At 71.2% G+C, this 17,305-nt stretch carries 12 protein-coding genes; 5 read left to right on the top strand and 7 right to left on the bottom strand.

What is annotated here, in order from left to right; all coding sequences use genetic code 11:
* Position 1: 1 nt before the first annotated feature.
* The 6 genes from hrpA to ITJ50_RS14240 form a co-directional block, all read right to left on the bottom strand.
* Entirely contained in the window at positions 2–3,853 is a 3,852-nt protein-coding gene (gene hrpA / locus ITJ50_RS14265) for an ATP-dependent RNA helicase HrpA (protein WP_194590756.1), read from the bottom strand.
* A 39-nt stretch (positions 3,854–3,892) separates the two neighbouring features.
* Entirely contained in the window at positions 3,893–5,725 is a 1,833-nt protein-coding gene (locus ITJ50_RS14260) for a thioredoxin domain-containing protein (RefSeq protein ID WP_194590755.1), read from the bottom strand.
* Between the two features lie 91 nt (positions 5,726–5,816).
* On the bottom strand, positions 5,817–6,347 hold the full coding sequence (locus ITJ50_RS14255; RefSeq protein WP_071250689.1) for an AAA family ATPase: 531 nt from the start codon (positions 6,345–6,347) through the stop codon (positions 5,817–5,819).
* A 4-nt stretch (positions 6,348–6,351) separates the two neighbouring features.
* Positions 6,352–7,419 (bottom strand): NAD-dependent epimerase/dehydratase family protein, encoded by a 1,068-nt coding sequence (locus ITJ50_RS14250; protein WP_194590754.1) that lies wholly within the window; start codon positions 7,417–7,419, stop codon positions 6,352–6,354.
* Positions 7,420–7,524: 105 nt separating this feature from the next.
* A complete protein-coding gene (locus tag ITJ50_RS14245; RefSeq protein WP_159556077.1) occupies positions 7,525–8,385 on the bottom strand; it encodes a sulfurtransferase in 861 nt (286 codons plus the stop codon).
* Positions 8,386–8,658: 273 nt separating this feature from the next.
* Entirely contained in the window at positions 8,659–10,200 is a 1,542-nt protein-coding gene (locus ITJ50_RS14240) for an MFS transporter (protein WP_017886960.1), read from the bottom strand.
* Positions 10,201–10,370: 170 nt separating this feature from the next.
* Here ITJ50_RS14240 and ITJ50_RS14235 point away from each other — a divergent pair, with 170 nt between their 5' ends.
* Complete coding sequence (locus ITJ50_RS14235; RefSeq protein WP_017886959.1) at positions 10,371–11,033, top strand: TetR/AcrR family transcriptional regulator; 663 nt, start codon at positions 10,371–10,373, stop codon at positions 11,031–11,033.
* Positions 11,034–11,146: 113 nt separating this feature from the next.
* Here ITJ50_RS14235 and ITJ50_RS14230 read toward each other — a convergent pair whose 3' ends face one another.
* Positions 11,147–12,778, bottom strand: coding sequence for a dolichyl-phosphate-mannose--protein mannosyltransferase (locus ITJ50_RS14230; protein WP_194590753.1), 1,632 nt, complete (start codon positions 12,776–12,778; stop codon positions 11,147–11,149).
* 131 nt (positions 12,779–12,909) lie between these two features.
* Here ITJ50_RS14230 and rsmI point away from each other — a divergent pair, with 131 nt between their 5' ends.
* The 4 genes from rsmI (at position 12,910) to rsmA (ending at position 17,217) form a co-directional block, all read left to right on the top strand.
* Positions 12,910–13,731 carry a 16S rRNA (cytidine(1402)-2'-O)-methyltransferase gene (gene rsmI / locus ITJ50_RS14225; protein ID WP_194590752.1) on the top strand — a complete coding sequence of 274 codons (822 nt, stop codon included), beginning with the start codon at positions 12,910–12,912 and terminating at the stop codon, positions 13,729–13,731.
* Between the two features lie 134 nt (positions 13,732–13,865).
* Positions 13,866–15,434, top strand: a complete 1,569-nt coding sequence (gene metG / locus ITJ50_RS14220; protein ID WP_017886956.1) for a methionine--tRNA ligase — start codon at positions 13,866–13,868, stop codon at positions 15,432–15,434.
* Positions 15,431–16,363, top strand: a complete 933-nt coding sequence (locus ITJ50_RS14215) for a TatD family hydrolase (protein ID WP_194590751.1) — start codon at positions 15,431–15,433, stop codon at positions 16,361–16,363. The genes metG and ITJ50_RS14215 overlap by 4 nt, the downstream gene beginning before the upstream one ends.
* Positions 16,364–16,365: 2 nt before the next feature.
* Entirely contained in the window at positions 16,366–17,217 is an 852-nt protein-coding gene (gene rsmA / locus ITJ50_RS14210) for a 16S rRNA (adenine(1518)-N(6)/adenine(1519)-N(6))-dimethyltransferase RsmA (protein ID WP_194590750.1), read from the top strand.
* The last annotated feature ends 88 nt before the right edge of the window (positions 17,218–17,305 follow it).

The following is a 17,305-nucleotide window of genomic DNA, read 5'->3' as shown; positions in this document are numbered from 1 at the left end:
ATCAGCGCGCGGCGGTCAGGGCCTTCGTGATCCGCTGCAACGAGACGGTCTCGGCGGTCCCGAGTTCCTGCGCGAACAGGCTGAGCCGGAACTCCTCGAGCATCCACCGCGCGTGCACGAGCTCCGGGTGCGCCCCGACCGCGGGCGGGAAGACACCGCCGGCGTCGGTGTAGCGGTCGGTCGCCACGGTGACCTCGCGCATCCACGTGGCGTCGCGCCCCGGGTTCTGCAACAGCTTCTGCACGCGCGCCTCGATGCCCTGCAGGTACACGCGGATCCGACGCAGGCGGTCGAGCCCCGCGACGGCGACGAACCCGGGGAACATCAGGCGTTCCATCTGCTGCCGCATGTCGCTGAGGGCGGCGAGCAGCGACATCGAATTCGCCTGCTTGAGCGCTCGTTCGGCGGAGCGTTGCGCGGCGAGCACGGCCGCGACCTCGGACACGGCGGTGAACATCGTGTCGACGACGGTAGCCGACACGGCATCGCGGACGGCCTCGAACCCGGCCTTCGTGAAGACCATGCCGTCCGGGTGCGCGCGGCGGATGCCGGCGTCGACCACGGCGGCCAGGACGTCGTCGAACAGCGCGGCGGTCGACGGGTAGGGGCTGGCTGCGAGGGCGAGCTTCTCCTGCCCGGTCAGGTGCGACTGGATGTAGGACACGGGCGACGGCACCGCGTGCATCACCAGACGACGGACCCCGGCGGGCATCCGGACGACGCGGTCGGACGGGGTGGCGAGCAGCTGCACGCCGACGGTCGCCTTCGGACCGGTACCTTCCTCGACCAGGGACGGGTACGCGCGGATGACACCGCCCGCCTGCTTGGTGTCGAGGGTCTGCGGCAGGTCCTGGTCGGGCCATGCGGTCAGTCCGGACTGTTCGAGCGGACGACCGGCACCGGCGGACGCGACGCGAGCCGCGCCTCCTGACCGTCCCGTGCCCTTCGCCGTGGCGGAGGCGACGCTCTGCTGGGTCCGGTCCTTGAGCTTGGTCTGCAGGGCCGACAGGTCCTTGCCGGTCTCGACCCGGCGACCGCGCTCGTCGACCACCGCCCATGTCGGCAGCAGGTGTGCGGGGACGCGGGTCAGGTCGAAGTCGGACTCGGAGACCGGCACGTAGGTCATGCGCTGGATCGCCTTGGCGAGGGTGGCGCGGAACGACTCCGTCGGCTCGGTCGGGGCGTCGTCGGGCAGTTCGGCGACGATCTTCTCGGCCCAGTCGGCAGCGGGCACCACGTTCTTGCGGATCTGCTTCGGCAGCGACTTGATGAGCGCGGTGACGAGTTCTCGTCGGAGGCCGCGGACCTGCCAGTCGAAGCCCTCTTCGCGCATCCGGGGCAGGAGCGCGAGGGGGACCTGCACGCTCACGCCGTCGTCCTGGGCGCCGGGCTCGAAGCGGTACTGGATGGCGAGGCGCTGGTCGCCGCTGTGCCACTGGGTCGGGTACTCGACGTCGTCCTCGGCCGCTTCGGCTGCGGATTCGTCCAGCAGGTCCGACCGGCGCATCGTGAGCAGGTCCGGCTGCTCGCGGCGGGTGGTCCGCCACCACCCCTCGAAGTCGCGGGTCGTCGCGACGTCGGCCGGGATGCGGGCGTCGTAGAACTCGTAGACGTTCTCGTCGTCGAGCAGGATGTCGCGGCGACGGGTGCGTTCCTCGAGCTGCTCGAGTTCCTTGCGGAGCTTCCGGTTGGCGCGGTCGAAGGCCTGCTGCGATTCCCACTCGCCCTCGACCAGGGCGTGCCGGATGAACAGCTCGCGGGAGTGTTCCGGGTCGATCCGCGAGTACTGCACGCGGCGGCGCTGCACGATCGGGACGCCGAACAGGGTCACGCGCTCGTAGGCGACGACCGCGCCCTGCTTCTTCTCCCAGTGCGGCTCGCCGTAGGTGCGCTTGAGCAGGTCACCGGCGAGCGGTTCCACCCACGCGGGGTCGATCCGGCCGACGGTCCGGGCGAACAACCGGCTCGTCTCGACGAGCTCGGCGGCCATCACCGCGTCGGGCTGCTTCTTCGCGAGCACGCTGCCCGGGAACACCACGAACCGGGTGTTCCGGGAGCCGAGGTAGTCGCGCTTCTCGCGGTCGCGCAGCCCGATCTGGCTGAGGAGTCCGGAGAGCAGGGCCCGGTGCACGGCGTCGCCGTCCTCGGAGCGTGCCTGCCCGACACGGACGTCGACCTGCTTCGCGGCGCGGGAGAGCTGCCGGTACAGGTCCTGCCACTCGCGGATGCGCAGGTAGTTGAGGAACTCGGCCTTGCACAGCCGCCGGAACGCGCTCGACGACAGTTCCTCCTGCTGCTCCTCGATGTGGTTCCAGAGGTTCAGCAGGGTCAGGAAGTCACTCGTCGGGTCGGCGAAGCGGGCGTGCAGCTGGTCGGCGTGCGCACGCTTCTCGAGGGGGCGCTCGCGGGGGTCCTGGATGCTCAGGGCGCTGACGATGGCGATGACCTCGCGCCCGACGCCCTGGCGCCCGGCTTCGAGCACCATGCGACCGAGGCGGGGGTCGATCGGCAGCCGGGTCAGCTGCCGCCCGGACTTCGTGATGCGGCCGTCCTTGTCGACGGCGCGGAGTTCGCGCAGCAGGTCGAGGCCGTCCTTCACGCCCCGGCTGTCCGGCGGCTGCAGGAACGGGAACGACTCGATGTCCCCGAAGCCGAGCGAGATCATCTGCAGGATCACCGCGGCCAGGTTCGTGCGGAGGATCTCGGGGTCGGTGTACTCGGGGCGACGGCCGAAGTCGTCCTCCGAGTAGAGCCGGATCGCGATGCCGGCACTCGTGCGGCCCGCTCGGCCGGAGCGCTGGCTGGCGCTGGCCTGCGAGATCGCCTCGATCGGCAGACGCTGCACCTTGGCTCGCGGGGAGTACCGCGAGATGCGCGCCGTCCCGGTGTCGATGACGTACTTGATGCCGGGCACGGTGAGCGAGGTCTCGGCGACGTTCGTGGCGAGGACGACACGACGGCGGATGCCCGGGGTGTGCCGGCGCTCGAAGACGCGGTGCTGGTCGGCGGCGGACAGGCGGCCGTACAGCGGCAGGACCTCGGTGCCCGGGTAGCGCTTGCCCTCGATCGCGTCCTGCGCGTCGCGGATCTCGTTCTCGCCGGACAGGAACACGAGCACGTCGCCCGGGTCCTCCTGCGCCAGCTCGTCGAGGGCGTCGGTGATGCCCTGCAGGGTGTCGCGGTCGTCGGCAGCGTTGCCGCTGTCACCGGTGCGGGAGTCCGACTCGTCGTCGGCGGCGTCGTCCTGGTCTTCGGCGACGAGGGGGCGGTACCGGATCTCGACCGGGTAGGTGCGGCCGGACACCTCGATGATGGGGGCGTCGTCGAAGTGCTTCGAGAACGACTCCGGGTCGATCGTCGCACTCGTGATGATGAGCTTCAGGTCGGGGCGCCGGGGGAGCAGCCGCTTCAGGTAGCCGAGCAGGAAGTCGATCGTCAGGGACCGCTCGTGCGCCTCGTCGATGATGATCGTGTCGTACCGCTTGAGGTCGCGGTCGAAGTGGATCTCGTTCAGCAGGATGCCGTCGGTCATCAGCTTCACGCGGGTCTCGGAGCTGACCTTGTCGGTGAACCGGACCTGGTAGCCCACGAGTCCGCCGAGTTCGCCGCCGCCCAGTTCTTCCGCCACACGCTCCGCGATGGTCCGGGCTGCGATCCGACGGGGCTGGGTGTGCCCGATGTGCTCCCGACCGAGCTCGAGGCAGATCTTCGGCAGCTGGGTCGTCTTGCCCGAGCCGGTGGCCCCGGCGACGATGACCACCTGGTTGTCACGGATGGCAGCCGCGATGTCGTCCCGCCGCTGCGAGACCGGCAGTTCGGGCGGGTACGTGATGACGGGCAGCGGAGAAGACATGAGCATTCCAGGATACAGGCGCGCCGGGAGGGAGGGGCGTCAGCCGATCTGCCCGGCCAGCGCGTCCGCCGACCGGGACGGCAGGTCACACACCCGGTCGTGGCAGACGTACGCAGCGGGGTCGAGCACATCGCGTCCCTCGAACAACGAGAACCCCGCCGCGGCCCAGTGGCGGGCCTGTTCCGGCGTGGTGGTGGCGACGACCGTGCCGGGGCGCCGAGCACGGTGTGCAACGGCCCGCATCGGATCGTCGGTGCTGCTCGTGACGACGACGATCTCCCGTGACGGGCGCTGCAGGGCGAGGGCGACACCGAGGGCGTCCGCGTGGCCCAGGGGGCGTTCGGTCCCGGTGCGGGCCCGGTCGGCGACGAGTCGTGCCGCGGCGGTCCGCAGTTCCTGGTCGCCCGTCAGCGCCCCGAGTGTCGCGGCGGCCGATGCCAGCGCCACCGTGCCGGACCGCATCGCGGTCTGCGGCTGTTCGCCGGTGGCCGTCCCCGCAGCGGCAAGCACCGGGTCGACGTCGAAGCGCTCGGCCAGACCGTCGTCGACGAGCGAGCGTGCGACGGTCGCGTAGGAGACCTCGCCCGTGACCAGGGCCAGTTCGAGCAGCCCTTCGGCCAGCAGTCCGACGTCCTCGACGGTGGCCGGTGCCGAGGACACCCCGCGCGGTGTGCTGGACCGCACCGACACGTGGCCGTCCTGCACGTGGGCGGCGAGGACCGCGTCGGCCGCACCCCGGGCGAGCGCGACGAGTTCCGGATCACCGTGCCGTGCGCCGGCGATCGCGAGCCCCCGGATCGCCAGGCCGTTCCACCCCGTGAGCACCTGGTCGTCCAGCGGTGGTGGGTCGAGCCGGGCGCGCTCGGCGATCGGTCGGCGGTACCACTCGCCCTCGACCCGACGGCCGTCGATGGTCGATTCGCTGTCCTGTGCGGCGACGAACGCCCCGTCGGCGCGGCGCAGGGTGTCCCGCAGGAAGTCGGCGATGCCACGGGCCTGCTCGGCACCGGCGACCGCGAGCAGCCCCGCGTTGTCGGAGAGCATCCGTTCGTAGTGCGGCACGCTCCAGTCGCGCTTGGTCGCGTACCGGAAGACGCCGCCGTCGGCGTCGGTCAGCTCGGACGCGCGGATCGCGTGCAACGACCGGTCGAGCAACCCGTCGGCGTCGGCGTCGCCGTCGGCCGCCGCGTCGGCGACGAACTCGAGCAACGGCGTGCTCGGGAACTTCGGCGCGCCGCCGAAACCACCGTAGGTGGTGTCTTCTGCTTGCAACAGCTGGCTCGTGACGGCCCGGACGGTGTCGACGGACGGGAGGCCCGGGTCGGCTCCGGCACCGCTCTCGCCCGAGCGGGCGGTCGCGTCCGCCACGGCACCCTGCCGGATCGCCGTCGCGATGGCCGAGGCGTTCGCGTCGACCTCGTGCCGACGTTCGGTCCAGGCGTCGAGCACCGCTGCCAGGATCTGCCGGAACGCCGGGACCTGCCCGACGGGAGTGGGTGGGAAGTACGTCCCCGCGAAGAAGACGTGGCCGTCGGGCGTCAGGAACGTCGTCAGCGGCCAGCCGAGCTGCTGCGTGAACGCACTCGCCGAGGCCATCAGGCTCGCGTCCACGTCAGGGCGCTCTTCGCGGTCGACCTTGACCGACACGAAGTCCCGCCGGAGCAGCTCGCCGATCTCCGGGTCGGCGAAGCTCTCGCGCGCCATGACGTGGCACCAGTGGCACGTGGCGTACCCCACGGACACCAGCACCGGGACCTCGCGCTCGCGTGCTTCGGCGAAGGCTTCGGGGCCCCATTCGCGCCAGTCGACCGGGTTGTCGGCGTGCAGCCGCAGGTAGGGGCTGACTGAGGTGCCGAGGCGGTTGTCGTTCATGGCTCCAGCGTGCCCTCGGGCGACTGGACGGACCACCGCTCGGGGGGATCTGTGGACGAGCTGCCCCCTGTGCACAGGCCGCACAGGGGGATCAGCGCGGGAGCCATCCCGTGATCGACGCGAGCCGTGCGGCCACCTGGGCGGGGCTCTGGCCGTCCGTGTCCACCCGGGTGACGGTGTCCGCGGTGACCGAGTCGAGCCTCCCGGCCGTCCGCGTGCTGTGCGCGAGCTGCGCCTGCGGGACCGCGCCACCCGCCCGTCGTGCGAGCCGTTCGGCGGTCGTGTCGTCCGCGGCGCGGAGCAGGACGACACGCACCAGCGGGTCGTCGCCCATCGCCGCAGCGAGGCGCTCGTGTTCGAGCACGGACACGGTGTTCGTGTAGACGAGCCGGTGGTGTCCGATCGCCCGGTAGCCGGCCCAGAGCGCGGCGAGGTTCCGCTCCGTCAGGTGCGCCTCGGGGTGTTCGACGTGCGGTGCCGGGTGGGCCAGGTCGAGCAGGTCGCCCTCGATCACCGCGTGCCGGACGTCCGCCGCGACGAGCAGGTCGTGCAGCGCCTCGGCCGCCGTCGACTTGCCCACGCCGGAGCGTCCGCCGATGAACAGGACCTCCGACCGGAACACGGTGTCAGCCCAGGTCGAGGGAGAGGAGTGCGAGTGCGGCGTCCTCGGGACCGTAGTCGAACAGGTGCTCCCAGAAGGGGTCGTCGGCCCACGGCACGTCGCCGTCCACAGGGGTGGCGCGGGCGGTCTCGACGAGCCAGTCGAGTTCGGGGAGGACGGCGGTCGCGAACTCCGGCGGTTCCCATCCCAGTGCGCGTGCCGCCGTGGTGTCGAGGACGAACGGCGGTCGTGACGACCACGGCGTGCCGCCGACGAAGGCGGGCGCGTCCTCGTCGAGCAGGACCTCGTCGAACCGGTGGTCCAGGTGCCCGCCGATGGTCCGGACGACCTCGAGCGCGGTCGGGGCCGAGGCGTCCGCGACGTTGAGGATCCGGCGGTCCGGCGCGTCCGCGACCACACGGACGAGCGAGCCGATGCCGCTCGCCGCCGTCGTGTGGTCGACGCCGCGGCCGTGGTCGGCGAGCAGGACGCGTTCCCGGCCGTCGAGCACACGGCGGACGACGAACCACTCCCGTGGGCGGCCGATGCCGACGCCGTACACCTTGGACGGGCGGAGCACCGTGACCGGGGCACCGTGGTCGAGCAGGACCTGCTCGGCCGCCACCTTCGCGGCGCCGTAGCCGTCACGACTCGTCGGGTCGCCGTCGCCGGCGGTGACCGTGGGCTGGATCTCGGTGACCGCGCCGCCGAACACCGGCTTGTCGAGCGAGTTCGCGTGCCGCCCCTGCTCGTCGGCGTACACCGACCTGGACGACACGAAGACCGTCGAGCCGACGTCGTCGAGGAACGGCAGGAGCTGCTGGGCGTCGTCACGGGTCAGGCCGACGGTGTCGACGAGCAGGTCGGCTCCCGGGCGCAGCAGGTCGCGCAGGACGGACCGGTCGCGGCGGTCGCCGGACGTGAACGTGGCGCCGGAGGCGGTCAGAGCGTCCGCTGCGGGGCCGCCCCGGCGGGCCAGGACGTCCACCTGCCAGTCGTCGCCGCCCCGGCCGGACGCGTCGAGGAGTTCGCGTGCGACCGCCGAACCGATGCCGCCGGTGCCGCCGAGGATGACCGCGCGTCTGGTGCTCATGGTGCAACGGTAGTGCGGCGCGGCCGTCGGCCGGCGGCAGTCAGCCGGCCGCAGTCAGTCGGCGGCCGCCGGCCAGGTGCGGCCGTCGTTCCGCGATCGGATCGGTCAGGACGCCAGTTGCTCGTGCCGCCACCAGTCGGCCAGTGAGCCGTCGTAGACCTGCACCCGGTCGTGCCCGAGCACCGTCAGGGCCAGGGCGTCGACGCACGCGGCGCTGCCCACCCCGCAGTAGGTGACGATCTCGTCGGCGCCGATCACCGCGGCGAAGGCCCGCTCGAGTTCGGCCCCGCGCAGGTACGCGTTCGTCTCGGGGTCCACCAGCGAGTCCGCCGTGATCGGGGTGCTGCCCGGCACGATCGGCGGGTGGTCGTCGCCCAGGGCAGCCCACGAGGCGGCGAACACCAGGGACGCCGGCTCTTCGCCGGAGACGGCACGGGTCACGCGGTCGTGGTCGGCCCAGAGCGCGCGTTCTTCGCCGGCCAGGAACGCGCCGGCGTCTGGGCCGGACGGCGCCGCCGGCGCGCGGAGTGCACCCACGCGGACCGGCCGGCCTTCGTCGCGCCACTTCGTGAAGCCGCCGTCGAGCACCGCGACCGAGTCGAAACCGAACGAGCGGAAGATCCACCACAGGCGCGCCGACCACTCACCGACGCTGTCGTCGTAGATGACCACGGTCGACGTGTTCGTCACGCCGAGCTGCCCCGCGGCGGCCTCGAAGCGCTCGGCACCGGGGCGGGTGAAGGGGACGTCGGCGTCGGCGGCCGAGAAGGCGTCGATCAGGTCGGCGAAGCGGGCGCCGGGAACGTGGCCGCGCTGTTCGTGGGCGTCGCGTCCGGGCAGCCAGGTGGTGTCGAACCCGGCCCCGACCGTGTGCACCGAGGCGTCGAGCACGACGAGCTCGTCAGCACCGAGGTGGTCTGCGAGCCACTGCGTCGACACGAGTGGTGAGGTCAGGACGGGGGCCATGCGGGCCACCATAATCCGCACCCCTGACGTGGGCCAGAGTCGTGGACACACGGCGCAACCGGGGGTGCGTGTGTGGGCGGTGACCGACGGTCCACCAGTCGTTCGACGAGTGGTCCGTCGGAACATGCGCGGGCACCGAGTGCGTGCGCATCCGTCGACGATGCACGCGTTGTTCGACAGGTGGATCGTCGTGAAACGGGTGTCGCCGCAGCCCCCCCCCGCACAACGGCCCACCCCGGCAGTACCGGAGCGGGCCGCAGCGCAGCGCGAGCGTCAGTGCGCGGCGGCGGGGATGCTCCCGGTCGTCGCGGACCCGGCGCGGGCGAGCCGCTCGAGCCGGACCGACTGCCGGTTGATGAGCAGTCCGCCGGCCAGGGCGACGAGCACGAGCACGCCGGCCGAGATGCCGAACGCCACGTGGTACCCGTCGAGCGTGGCCTGGGCCTGCTGCAGCTTCGTCGGGGCGGCGGACAGCCCGGACAGGCTGTTCGACACCACGTCGGCGAAGATCGTCGACAGCAGGGCCGTGCCGATCGAGCCACCGATCTGCTGCATGGTGTTGACGGTTGCCGAGGCCACACCGGCGTCGGCCCGGGCGACCCCGGTGGTCGCGGTGTTCATGGCGGACGAGAAGATCGTGCCCATGCCGAGACCGATGACGATCAGCGCCGGCAGGACGGTGCCCGCGTAGGAGCTGTCCAGGTCGGTGCGGAGCAGCAGGAGCAGTCCGGTCGCGGCGACCAGGCCACCGGCGAAGATGAGGATCTTCGGCCCGACGCGCGGCAGCAGGCGGCCACCGATCTGCGTCGCCGAGATCATGATCGACAGCGGCATCGGCAGGAACGCGAGACCGGTCTGCAGCGAGCTGAAGCCCAGGGTCTGCTCCAGGTAGTAGGTCAGGAACAGGAAGATGCCGAACATGCCGATCGCGACGAGGCCGATCGCGATGAACGAGCCGCCGCGGTCACGGTCGAGCACGACGCGCAGGGGCAGCAGCGGGTGGGCGACGCGGGTCTCGATGAACACGAACGCGGCGATCAGCACGACACCACCGGCGAGCATGGCGATCGTGACGGGGGAGTCCCAGCCGTTCGTCTCGGCGTTCGAGAAGCCGTAGACGACGCCGACCAGACCGAGCGTGATGGTGATGACGCCGAGCACGTCGATGCGCGGACGCTCGACCTTCGGCGGCTTCTCCATGAAGACGAGGGCGCCGATCACGCCGAGCACGGCGAAGACGACGTTGACGTAGAGGCACCAGCGCCAGGACGCGTACTCGGTCAGCACGCCGCCGAGCAGCAGGCCGATGGCCGCGCCGGAGCCGGCGATGGAGCCGAAGATGCCGAACGCGCGGCCACGTTCCTTGGGGTCGCGGAACGTGGTGGTCAGCATGCCGAGTGCGGACGGGGCGAGCAGCGCGCCGAAGACGCCCTGCAGTGCGCGGGCCGCGACGAGCAGGCCGAACGAGTCGGCCAGGCCACCGAGCACCGAGGCGACGGCGAAGCCGACGAGCCCGATGATGAAGGTGTTCTTGCGTCCGAACAGGTCGCCGAGGCGCCCGCCGAGCAGCAGCAGCGAACCGAAGGCCAGCGAGTACGCGGTGACGATCCACTGTCGCTGGTCGGTGCCGAAGTCCAGGTCGGCCTGGGCCGAGGGCAGGGCGATGTTCACGATGGTCGCGTCGAGCACGACCATCAGCTGTGCGAGGGCGATGACCGCCAGGGCGATCCAACGGTGGTTGCTCTTGGCGGGGGTGGTGCCCGGAGTCGTGGGTGCTGTCCCGGTGGGGGTCGGCACGGTGTGTTCTGCCGTCACGGCAGCCTCCTCGAGAAGGTTGGAGGGTGAGGTGGAGGTGCGCGCCGTCGGGCACTCCGGTGGTGTGGTGGTGACGAAACCGGATGCGAGGCATCCGTTTGTGGCCAGTGTAGACCGAAACGGAAGGATGGCATCCACTTGTTCCCAGAAAGTGCAACTACGGTCAGATCGTGAGCACCACCGAGTCCGCGTCCGACCTCGAGCGACCGCTGCGCGCCGACGCTGCGCGCAACCGCGAGCTGATCCTGCAGACGGCACGCAAGTGCTTCGCGGAACGCGGACTCTCCGTCACGCTGAACGACATCGCGCACGAGGCCGGTGTCGGCGTCGGCACCGTCTACCGCCGGTTCGCCGACAAGGACTCCCTGATCGAGGCGCTGCTCGCCACCAAGTTCGAGGCCATGAACGACGCCGCAGCGCGCGCCGCGGACGTGTCCGACCCGCGTGAGGCACTCCGGGTCTACCTGATGGGCGTCTTCGCGTTCCGCGCCCGCGACCGTGCCCTCGCCGACGCCATCGTCCGTGCCGGCAAGGCCCGCCCGTCCATCGTGCAGGAGCGCGACCGGCTCGAACGTCAGGTCGCCGCGATCATCGGCCGTGCCGAGACCGCCGGCGTCGTCCGGACGGGCTTCGACTACCGCGACCTGCCGATGCTCACGGCGATGGTCGGCGCGGTCGCCGACGCCACCCGCGAACACGACCCGGACGCGTGGCGCCGCTACGCGGAGCTCCTGATCCAGGGTGTCCTGCCGGGCACGGACGACACCGCGCCGATGCTCGGCGACCCGCTCGACCGCGAGTCGATCGAGCGCGCGCTGCACGCGCAGTCCTGACCACTGCCGGACGGGAGGCCCGGGGCGGCGCCGCCACGGGCCTCCAGCCCGGCGGTGGTCGCCACCAGCGCGCCCACCGCGACGGGCGCGGCCGGACCGGCCGGACCTGCCGGCTAGAGCCAGCTGGGGATCCAGTAGTGCGACCGGACGAAGTCCCACGGCACCTGCATCGCCGTCCACATCGGGTACCAGTAGACCGAGGCGAGCACGACGACGCCCAGGTACACGCCGACCCACAGGATCGCCCGCGACCGGCGTGACCGTTCGTCGCTCCGTCTGCCGAGCACCAACCCGATCGCGGCGGCCAGCGCCATCACCATGTAGGGCTCGAAGGCGATCGTGTAGAACTGGAACACCGTCCGGTCGACGTACATCAGCCAGGGCAGGTACCCCGCCCCGACGCCGAGCAGGACGAAGCCGTACTCCCACTTCCGGCGCAGGACCCAGAGCACGAGCAGCGCCACCGTCGCGATGACCGAGGCGTACCAGATGAACGGGTTCGCGATGCCGGTGATCGCCTCGCCGCAGCGGTCCGCCCAGCAGCCGTCCTGCCCGGCGTCCGTGCCGACGTAGAACATCGACGTGGGGCGCTGCATCACGAGCCAGAGCAGCGGGTTCGCCTGGTACGAGTGCGGGGTGTGCAGCCCGATGTTGAAGGCGTAGATCTCCGACTGGTAGTGCCACCAGTTCTGCAGGCTGTCCGGCACCCAGGCGAGGAGCCCCGTCCACCGTTCGCCGCCCGACGACAGCCAGTTGCGGTCCCAGCCGTCCTTCGACACGAACCATCCGGTCCACGACGCCACGTAGGTCACCGCGGCGATCGGCACGGTCAGCAGGAACGACACCGGTGCCTGCTGCAGCAGCGCGCTCGACGACCAGAACTCCACCCCGGCCCGGCGGCGCATCATCATGTCGCTCAGCACCGAGTACACGGCGAAGAACGCCAGGAAGTACATCCCCGACCACTTCGTCGCCGCCGCCAGCCCGAGGGCCAGGCCCATCGCGAACAACCACGGTCGCCACCAGAGCACCGGCCCCCACAGGGTGGTCCGGCCGGCGGCGGCGCGGGCGGCGACCCACGCGTCGAGCCGTCGTTGGCTGTGCCGCCGGTCGAGCAACAGCGCGCCGAAGCCCAGGATCACGAAGAACGTCAGGATGCCGTCGAGCAGCGTCACCCGCGACATCACGATGGCCTGCCCGTCGATCGCGAGCAGGAAGCCGGCGAGCGTGCCGATCATCGTCGAGCGGAACAGCGACCGGGCGATCACCGCGGTGAGGAACACCGTCGCGATGCCGAGCACGGCCACCGTGAAGCGCCAACCGAACGAGTTGTCCGCCCCGAACAGCAGCATCCCGAGGCCGATCAGGTACTTGCCGAGCGGCGGGTGCGCGATGAACTCAGCGGCACTCGTGAAGACGTCCGTCTCGCCGCGGACGAACCGGTCGTCGGTCGTCGGGGCGCCGTCACCGCTCGGGTTCGCGGGCCAGGTGCCCTCGTACCCCAGGTGCACGATCGACCAGCCGTCCTTGACGTAGTACGTCTCGTCGAACACGAGCGAGTGCGGGTTGCCGAGGTTCACCAGCCGCAGCACGGCGGCGAGGAGCGTCACGGCGAGCGGACCCGTCCACCGCCACACGGCGACCCGCTGCGACGTGGAGAGCACCCGCCCCCACCAGTCGTCCAGGCGCGAGCCGACCGGCCGGTCGGGCACGGCCGTGCGGTCGTCGGTCAGCTCGCTGGTCATCGCTGAGCATCCTACGGATCGACCTATGTCCCCGCTGCGACGGGCGTGCACGCGCCGCGCGGCCGCGCTGGACGACGCCGGTGTGGCTGCGCCGGGCCGCGCCGGCGTCGCCGTGCGGGGACAATGGGTGCGTGATCGTCCTCGCAGCAACCCCCATCGGCAACCTCGGGGACGCCTCGCGCCGTCTCGTCGAGACCCTCTCCAACGCCACGGTCGTCGCGGCGGAGGACACCAGGACCGCCATCCACCTGATGCGCGCCCTGGGCATCGAGAACCGTCCGCGGCTCATCGCCCTGCACGAGCACAACGAGCGGGCGAAGGCGTCCGAGGTCGTCGAGCTCGCCCGTGACGAGGACGTCGTCGTCCTCACCGACGCCGGCATGCCCGCGATCAGCGACCCGGGCTTCCCGCTCGTCGAGGCCGCAGCCGCAGCCGGGGTCACCGTCACCGCGCTGCCCGGGCCGTCGGCCGTGCTGATGGCGCTCGCCGTGTCCGGGCTGCCGACGGACCGCTTCACGTTCGAGGGGTTCCCGACCCGCAAGGCCGGGGAACGCCGCCGCGTGTTCCAGGCGCTGGCAGGGGAGCAGCGGACCATGGTGTTCTTCGAGTCGCCGCACCGGCTGGCCGAGACCCTGGCCGACATGGCCGTCGGGTTCGGGGGCGACCGCCGCGCCGCGGTCTGCCGTGAGCTCACCAAGCTCTACGAAGAGGTCCGCCGCGGGCCGCTCGACGAACTCGTCACGTGGGCGTCCGAGGGCGTGCGGGGCGAGATCTGCGTCGTCGTCGCCGGGGCCGCCGAGGCCACCGAAGAGGCAACGCTCGACGACGGGGTACGCCTGGTGCTCGAGCGGGTGGCCGCCGGCATGCGCATGAAGGAGGCCGCCGCGGCGGTCGCGGACGCGACCGGGCTGTCGAAGCGCGACCTGTACGAAGGGGCGCTCGCGGCGCGCTGAGCGGGGCTCGTCACGTTCGCGTCCGCCGGTCTGGAGGCGCGGGGCGGGCCCGCCACGGGCCTCCCGGACCCGGTTCTCCACAGTCCACCGCCGCACGCGTCATCAGCGTTCGGAGCGCCCGTAGGATGGTCCGCATGTCCGCCGGGTCCTCGTTCAGCATCACCACGCCGATCTTCTACGTGAACGACGTGCCCCACATCGGGCACGCCTACACCGAGGTCGCCGCGGACTTCCTCGCGCGCTGGCACCGGCAGCGTGGTGACGACACCTGGCTGCTCACCGGCACCGACGAGCACGGGCAGAAGATCCTGCGCACCGCCTCGGCGAACGACGTCTCGCCCAAGGAATGGGCCGACCGCCTGGTCAACGACGCCTGGAAGCCACTGCTCGACACGGTCGACGTGGCGAACGACGACTTCATCCGCACCACCGACGAGCGCCACGAGCGTGGCGTGACGGCGTTCCTGCAGAAGCTCTACGACGACGGCTTCATCTACGCCGGTGAGTTCGAGGGCTTCTACTGCGTGGGTTGCGAAGAGTACAAGCAGCCGAGCGACCTGGTGGCCGGCACCGGTGCGTACGAGGGCCAGCAGGTCTGTGCGATCCACTCGATCCCGGTCGAGGTCCTGGCCGAGCGCAACTACTTCTTCCGGATGTCCGACTTCGAGCAGCGCCTGCTCGACCTGTACGAGTCGAACCCGCTGTTCATCCAGCCCGAGAGCGTCCGCAACGAGATCATCTCGTTCGTCAAGCAGGGGCTCCGCGACCTGTCGATCTCGCGCTCCAGCTTCGACTGGGGCATCACGATCCCCTGGGACAGCGACCACGTGCTGTACGTGTGGTTCGACGCCCTGCTCAACTATGTCACGGCGCTCGGCTACGGCACCGACGACGACGAGGCCTTCCAGCGGCTCTGGCCGAGCGTCCACATCGTCGGCAAGGACATCGCCCGGTTCCACGCCGTCATCTGGCCGGCGATGCTCATGGCCGCGGGGCTGCCCGTGCCGGAGCGCGTCTTCGGCCACGGCTGGCTGCTCGTCGGCGGCGAGAAGATGTCCAAGTCGAAGCTGACCGGCATCGCGCCGTCCGAGATCACCGACACGTTCGGGTCCGACGCGTTCCGCTACTACTTCCTGCGCGCCATCACCTTCGGGCAGGACGGCAACTTCAGCTGGGAAGACATCTCGGCGCGCTACCAGGCCGAACTCGCGAACGGCTACGGCAACCTGGCGTCCCGGCTGGTCGCGATGCTGCAGAAGTACTTCGACGGCGAGGTCCCGGCGCGCGGTGCGCTGACCGAGTCCGACCAGGCGATCGATGCCCTGGCCGTGTCGGTCACCGAGCGTGCCGACGCCGCGATCGCCGCCTTCGCCCCGCACGAGGCGATCGCCAGCGTCTGGGAGCTCGTCGACGCCCTGAACGGCTACATCACCGAGCAGGCGCCGTGGGCCCTGGCGAAGGACGACGCCGAGCGCGAGCGCCTCGGCACGGTCCTGACCACCGCGCTCCGCGGCCTCGGCACCGTCACCGTCCTGCTGTCCCCGGTCATGCCGAAGGCGACCGAGAAGCTCTGGGCCTCGATCGGCGCCGGCGGGTCCGTCGCCGAGCAGCGGGTCGACCGCGCGTACGAGTGGCAGGGTGCGTCGCACGTGGTGCCACTGGAGAGCGGGCTGTTCCCCCGGATCGAGCAGGTCTCCGAGTGACCGACGCCGAGTCGCACGTCCGGTCCCGCAGTGACGGGGCGTCCGGGGCCTCGAAGCGCGACCTGACGTACCCGCCGCTGCCCCAGGCGCTCGTCGTACCGGTGTACGACAACCACACCCACATGGAGATCCCCGACGGTGTCGGTGACGGGGGTGACGGTCCGCTCGAGTACCGCGAGCACCTCGACCGTGCTTCCAGCGTCGGCGTCCGCGGTGTCGTGCAGGTCGGCACGGACCTCGCCACCTCGGAGTGGTCCGCGTCGATCGCCGCTCGGGAGCCCCGGGTCCTGGCGGCCGTCGCGCTGCACCCGAACGAAGCGCCCGTACTGCAGGAACAGGGGCTGCTCGACGAGCACCTCGCCGGCATCGAACGGCTCGCCGCGCTGCCGCGGGTCCGGGCCATCGGTGAGACCGGTCTCGACTTCTTCCGCACCGGCGAGGACGGCCGCGACGCCCAGGTCCGTTCGTTCGAGGAGCACATCCGCATCGCGAAGGAGCACGACCTCGCGCTGACGATCCACGACCGCGATGCGCACGACGCCGTGGTCGAGGTCCTCGACCGCGTGGGTGCCCCGGAACGCACCGTCTTCCACTGCTTCTCCGGCGGCCCGGACCTGGCCCGGCTCTGCGCCGAGCGCGGCTGGTACATGTCCTTCGCCGGCACCGTGACGTTCAAGAACGCCGCACTGTTGCGTGAAGCCCTGGTCGTTGCCCCGCGGCACCTGATCATGGTCGAGACCGACGCGCCGTTCCTGACGCCCACCCCGTTCCGTGGTCGTCCGAACGCGCCGTACCTCATCCCGCTCACCCTGCGGTCGATGGCAGACACCCTGGGCACCGATGCCTCGATGCTCGCGGCCCAGATCGCCTCGAACACCGAGCTCGTCTACGGTGCGTGGGACGCCGAGCCCGTGACGGTGGACGAGTAGTCGTGGGTGCCCTGCTCGGCCCGGCAGAGATCCGGGAACTCGCGGCCGAACTCGACGTCACCCCGACGAAGAAGCTCGGCCAGAACTTCGTGCACGACGCCAACACCGTGCGGCGCATCGTGTCCGTCGCCGGCGTCACCCCGTCGGCGCAGGTGCTCGAGATCGGCCCGGGGCTCGGGTCGCTGACACTCGGGTTGACCGAGACCGGCGCCCCCGTCACCGCGGTCGAGATCGACAAGCGCCTGGCCGCCAAACTGCCGTCGACGGTGTCGTCGATGCAGCCCGACGCCAGACTGACGGTCGTGCAGCAGGACGCCATGACCGTCGCCGCCGCGGACCTCGACGTCGAGCCGACGCACCTCGTCGCGAACCTGCCGTACAACATCTCGGTGCCCGTGCTCCTGCACCTGCTCGCGACCTTCCCGTCGATCGAGCGGTCGCTCGTGATGGTGCAGGCCGAGGTCGGGTACCGGCTCGCCGCCGGCCCCGGCAGCAAGGTCTACGGTTCGCCGAGCGTCAAGGCCGCCTGGTACGGGTCGTGGAGCACCGCCGGGCTCGTCAGCCGGCAGGTCTTCTGGCCGGTGCCGAACGTCGACAGCGTCCTGGTGGCCTTCGACCGGCACGAGCCCCCGGGTGACGAGCGTCTGCGGTCGCGGGTGTTCACGCTGGTGGACGCCGCGTTCCAGCAGCGGCGCAAGATGCTGCGGCAGAGCCTGTCCGGGGTGCTCGGCGGCAGTGCGCACGCGTCCGAGGTGCTGACGGCGGCGGGCATCGACCCGACTGCCCGGGGCGAGGCGATCGGTGTGGACGACTTCGTGCGGCTCGGGCGGACGGTCCTGGCGGCTGCGGAGTAGTCCGTCCCTCCCCGCGAGCGAAATACGGAATGTTTCGGGGTGTCCGGTCGGTGCTCCTACGGTTGATCGCATCAACCAAGGAGGCATC

Source organism: Curtobacterium sp. VKM Ac-2889, from assembly GCF_015350855.1.
GTDB classification, from domain to species: Bacteria; Actinomycetota; Actinomycetes; order Actinomycetales; family Microbacteriaceae; genus Curtobacterium; species Curtobacterium poinsettiae.
This window is presented reverse-complemented; position numbering and strand designations above follow the sequence as displayed.

Coding starts and splice junctions, on each gene's coding strand:
- hrpA (WP_194590756.1), bottom strand. CDS start 3,853: ATGTCTTCTCCGCTGCCCGTCATCACGTACCCGCCCGAACTGCCGGTC.
- ITJ50_RS14260 (WP_194590755.1), bottom strand. CDS start 5,725: ATGAACGACAACCGCCTCGGCACCTCAGTCAGCCCCTACCTGCGGCTG.
- ITJ50_RS14250 (WP_194590754.1), bottom strand. CDS start 7,419: ATGAGCACCAGACGCGCGGTCATCCTCGGCGGCACCGGCGGCATCGGT.
- ITJ50_RS14245 (WP_159556077.1), bottom strand. CDS start 8,385: ATGGCCCCCGTCCTGACCTCACCACTCGTGTCGACGCAGTGGCTCGCA.
- ITJ50_RS14230 (WP_194590753.1), bottom strand. CDS start 12,778: ATGACCAGCGAGCTGACCGACGACCGCACGGCCGTGCCCGACCGGCCG.
- metG (WP_017886956.1), top strand. CDS start 13,866: ATGTCCGCCGGGTCCTCGTTCAGCATCACCACGCCGATCTTCTACGTG.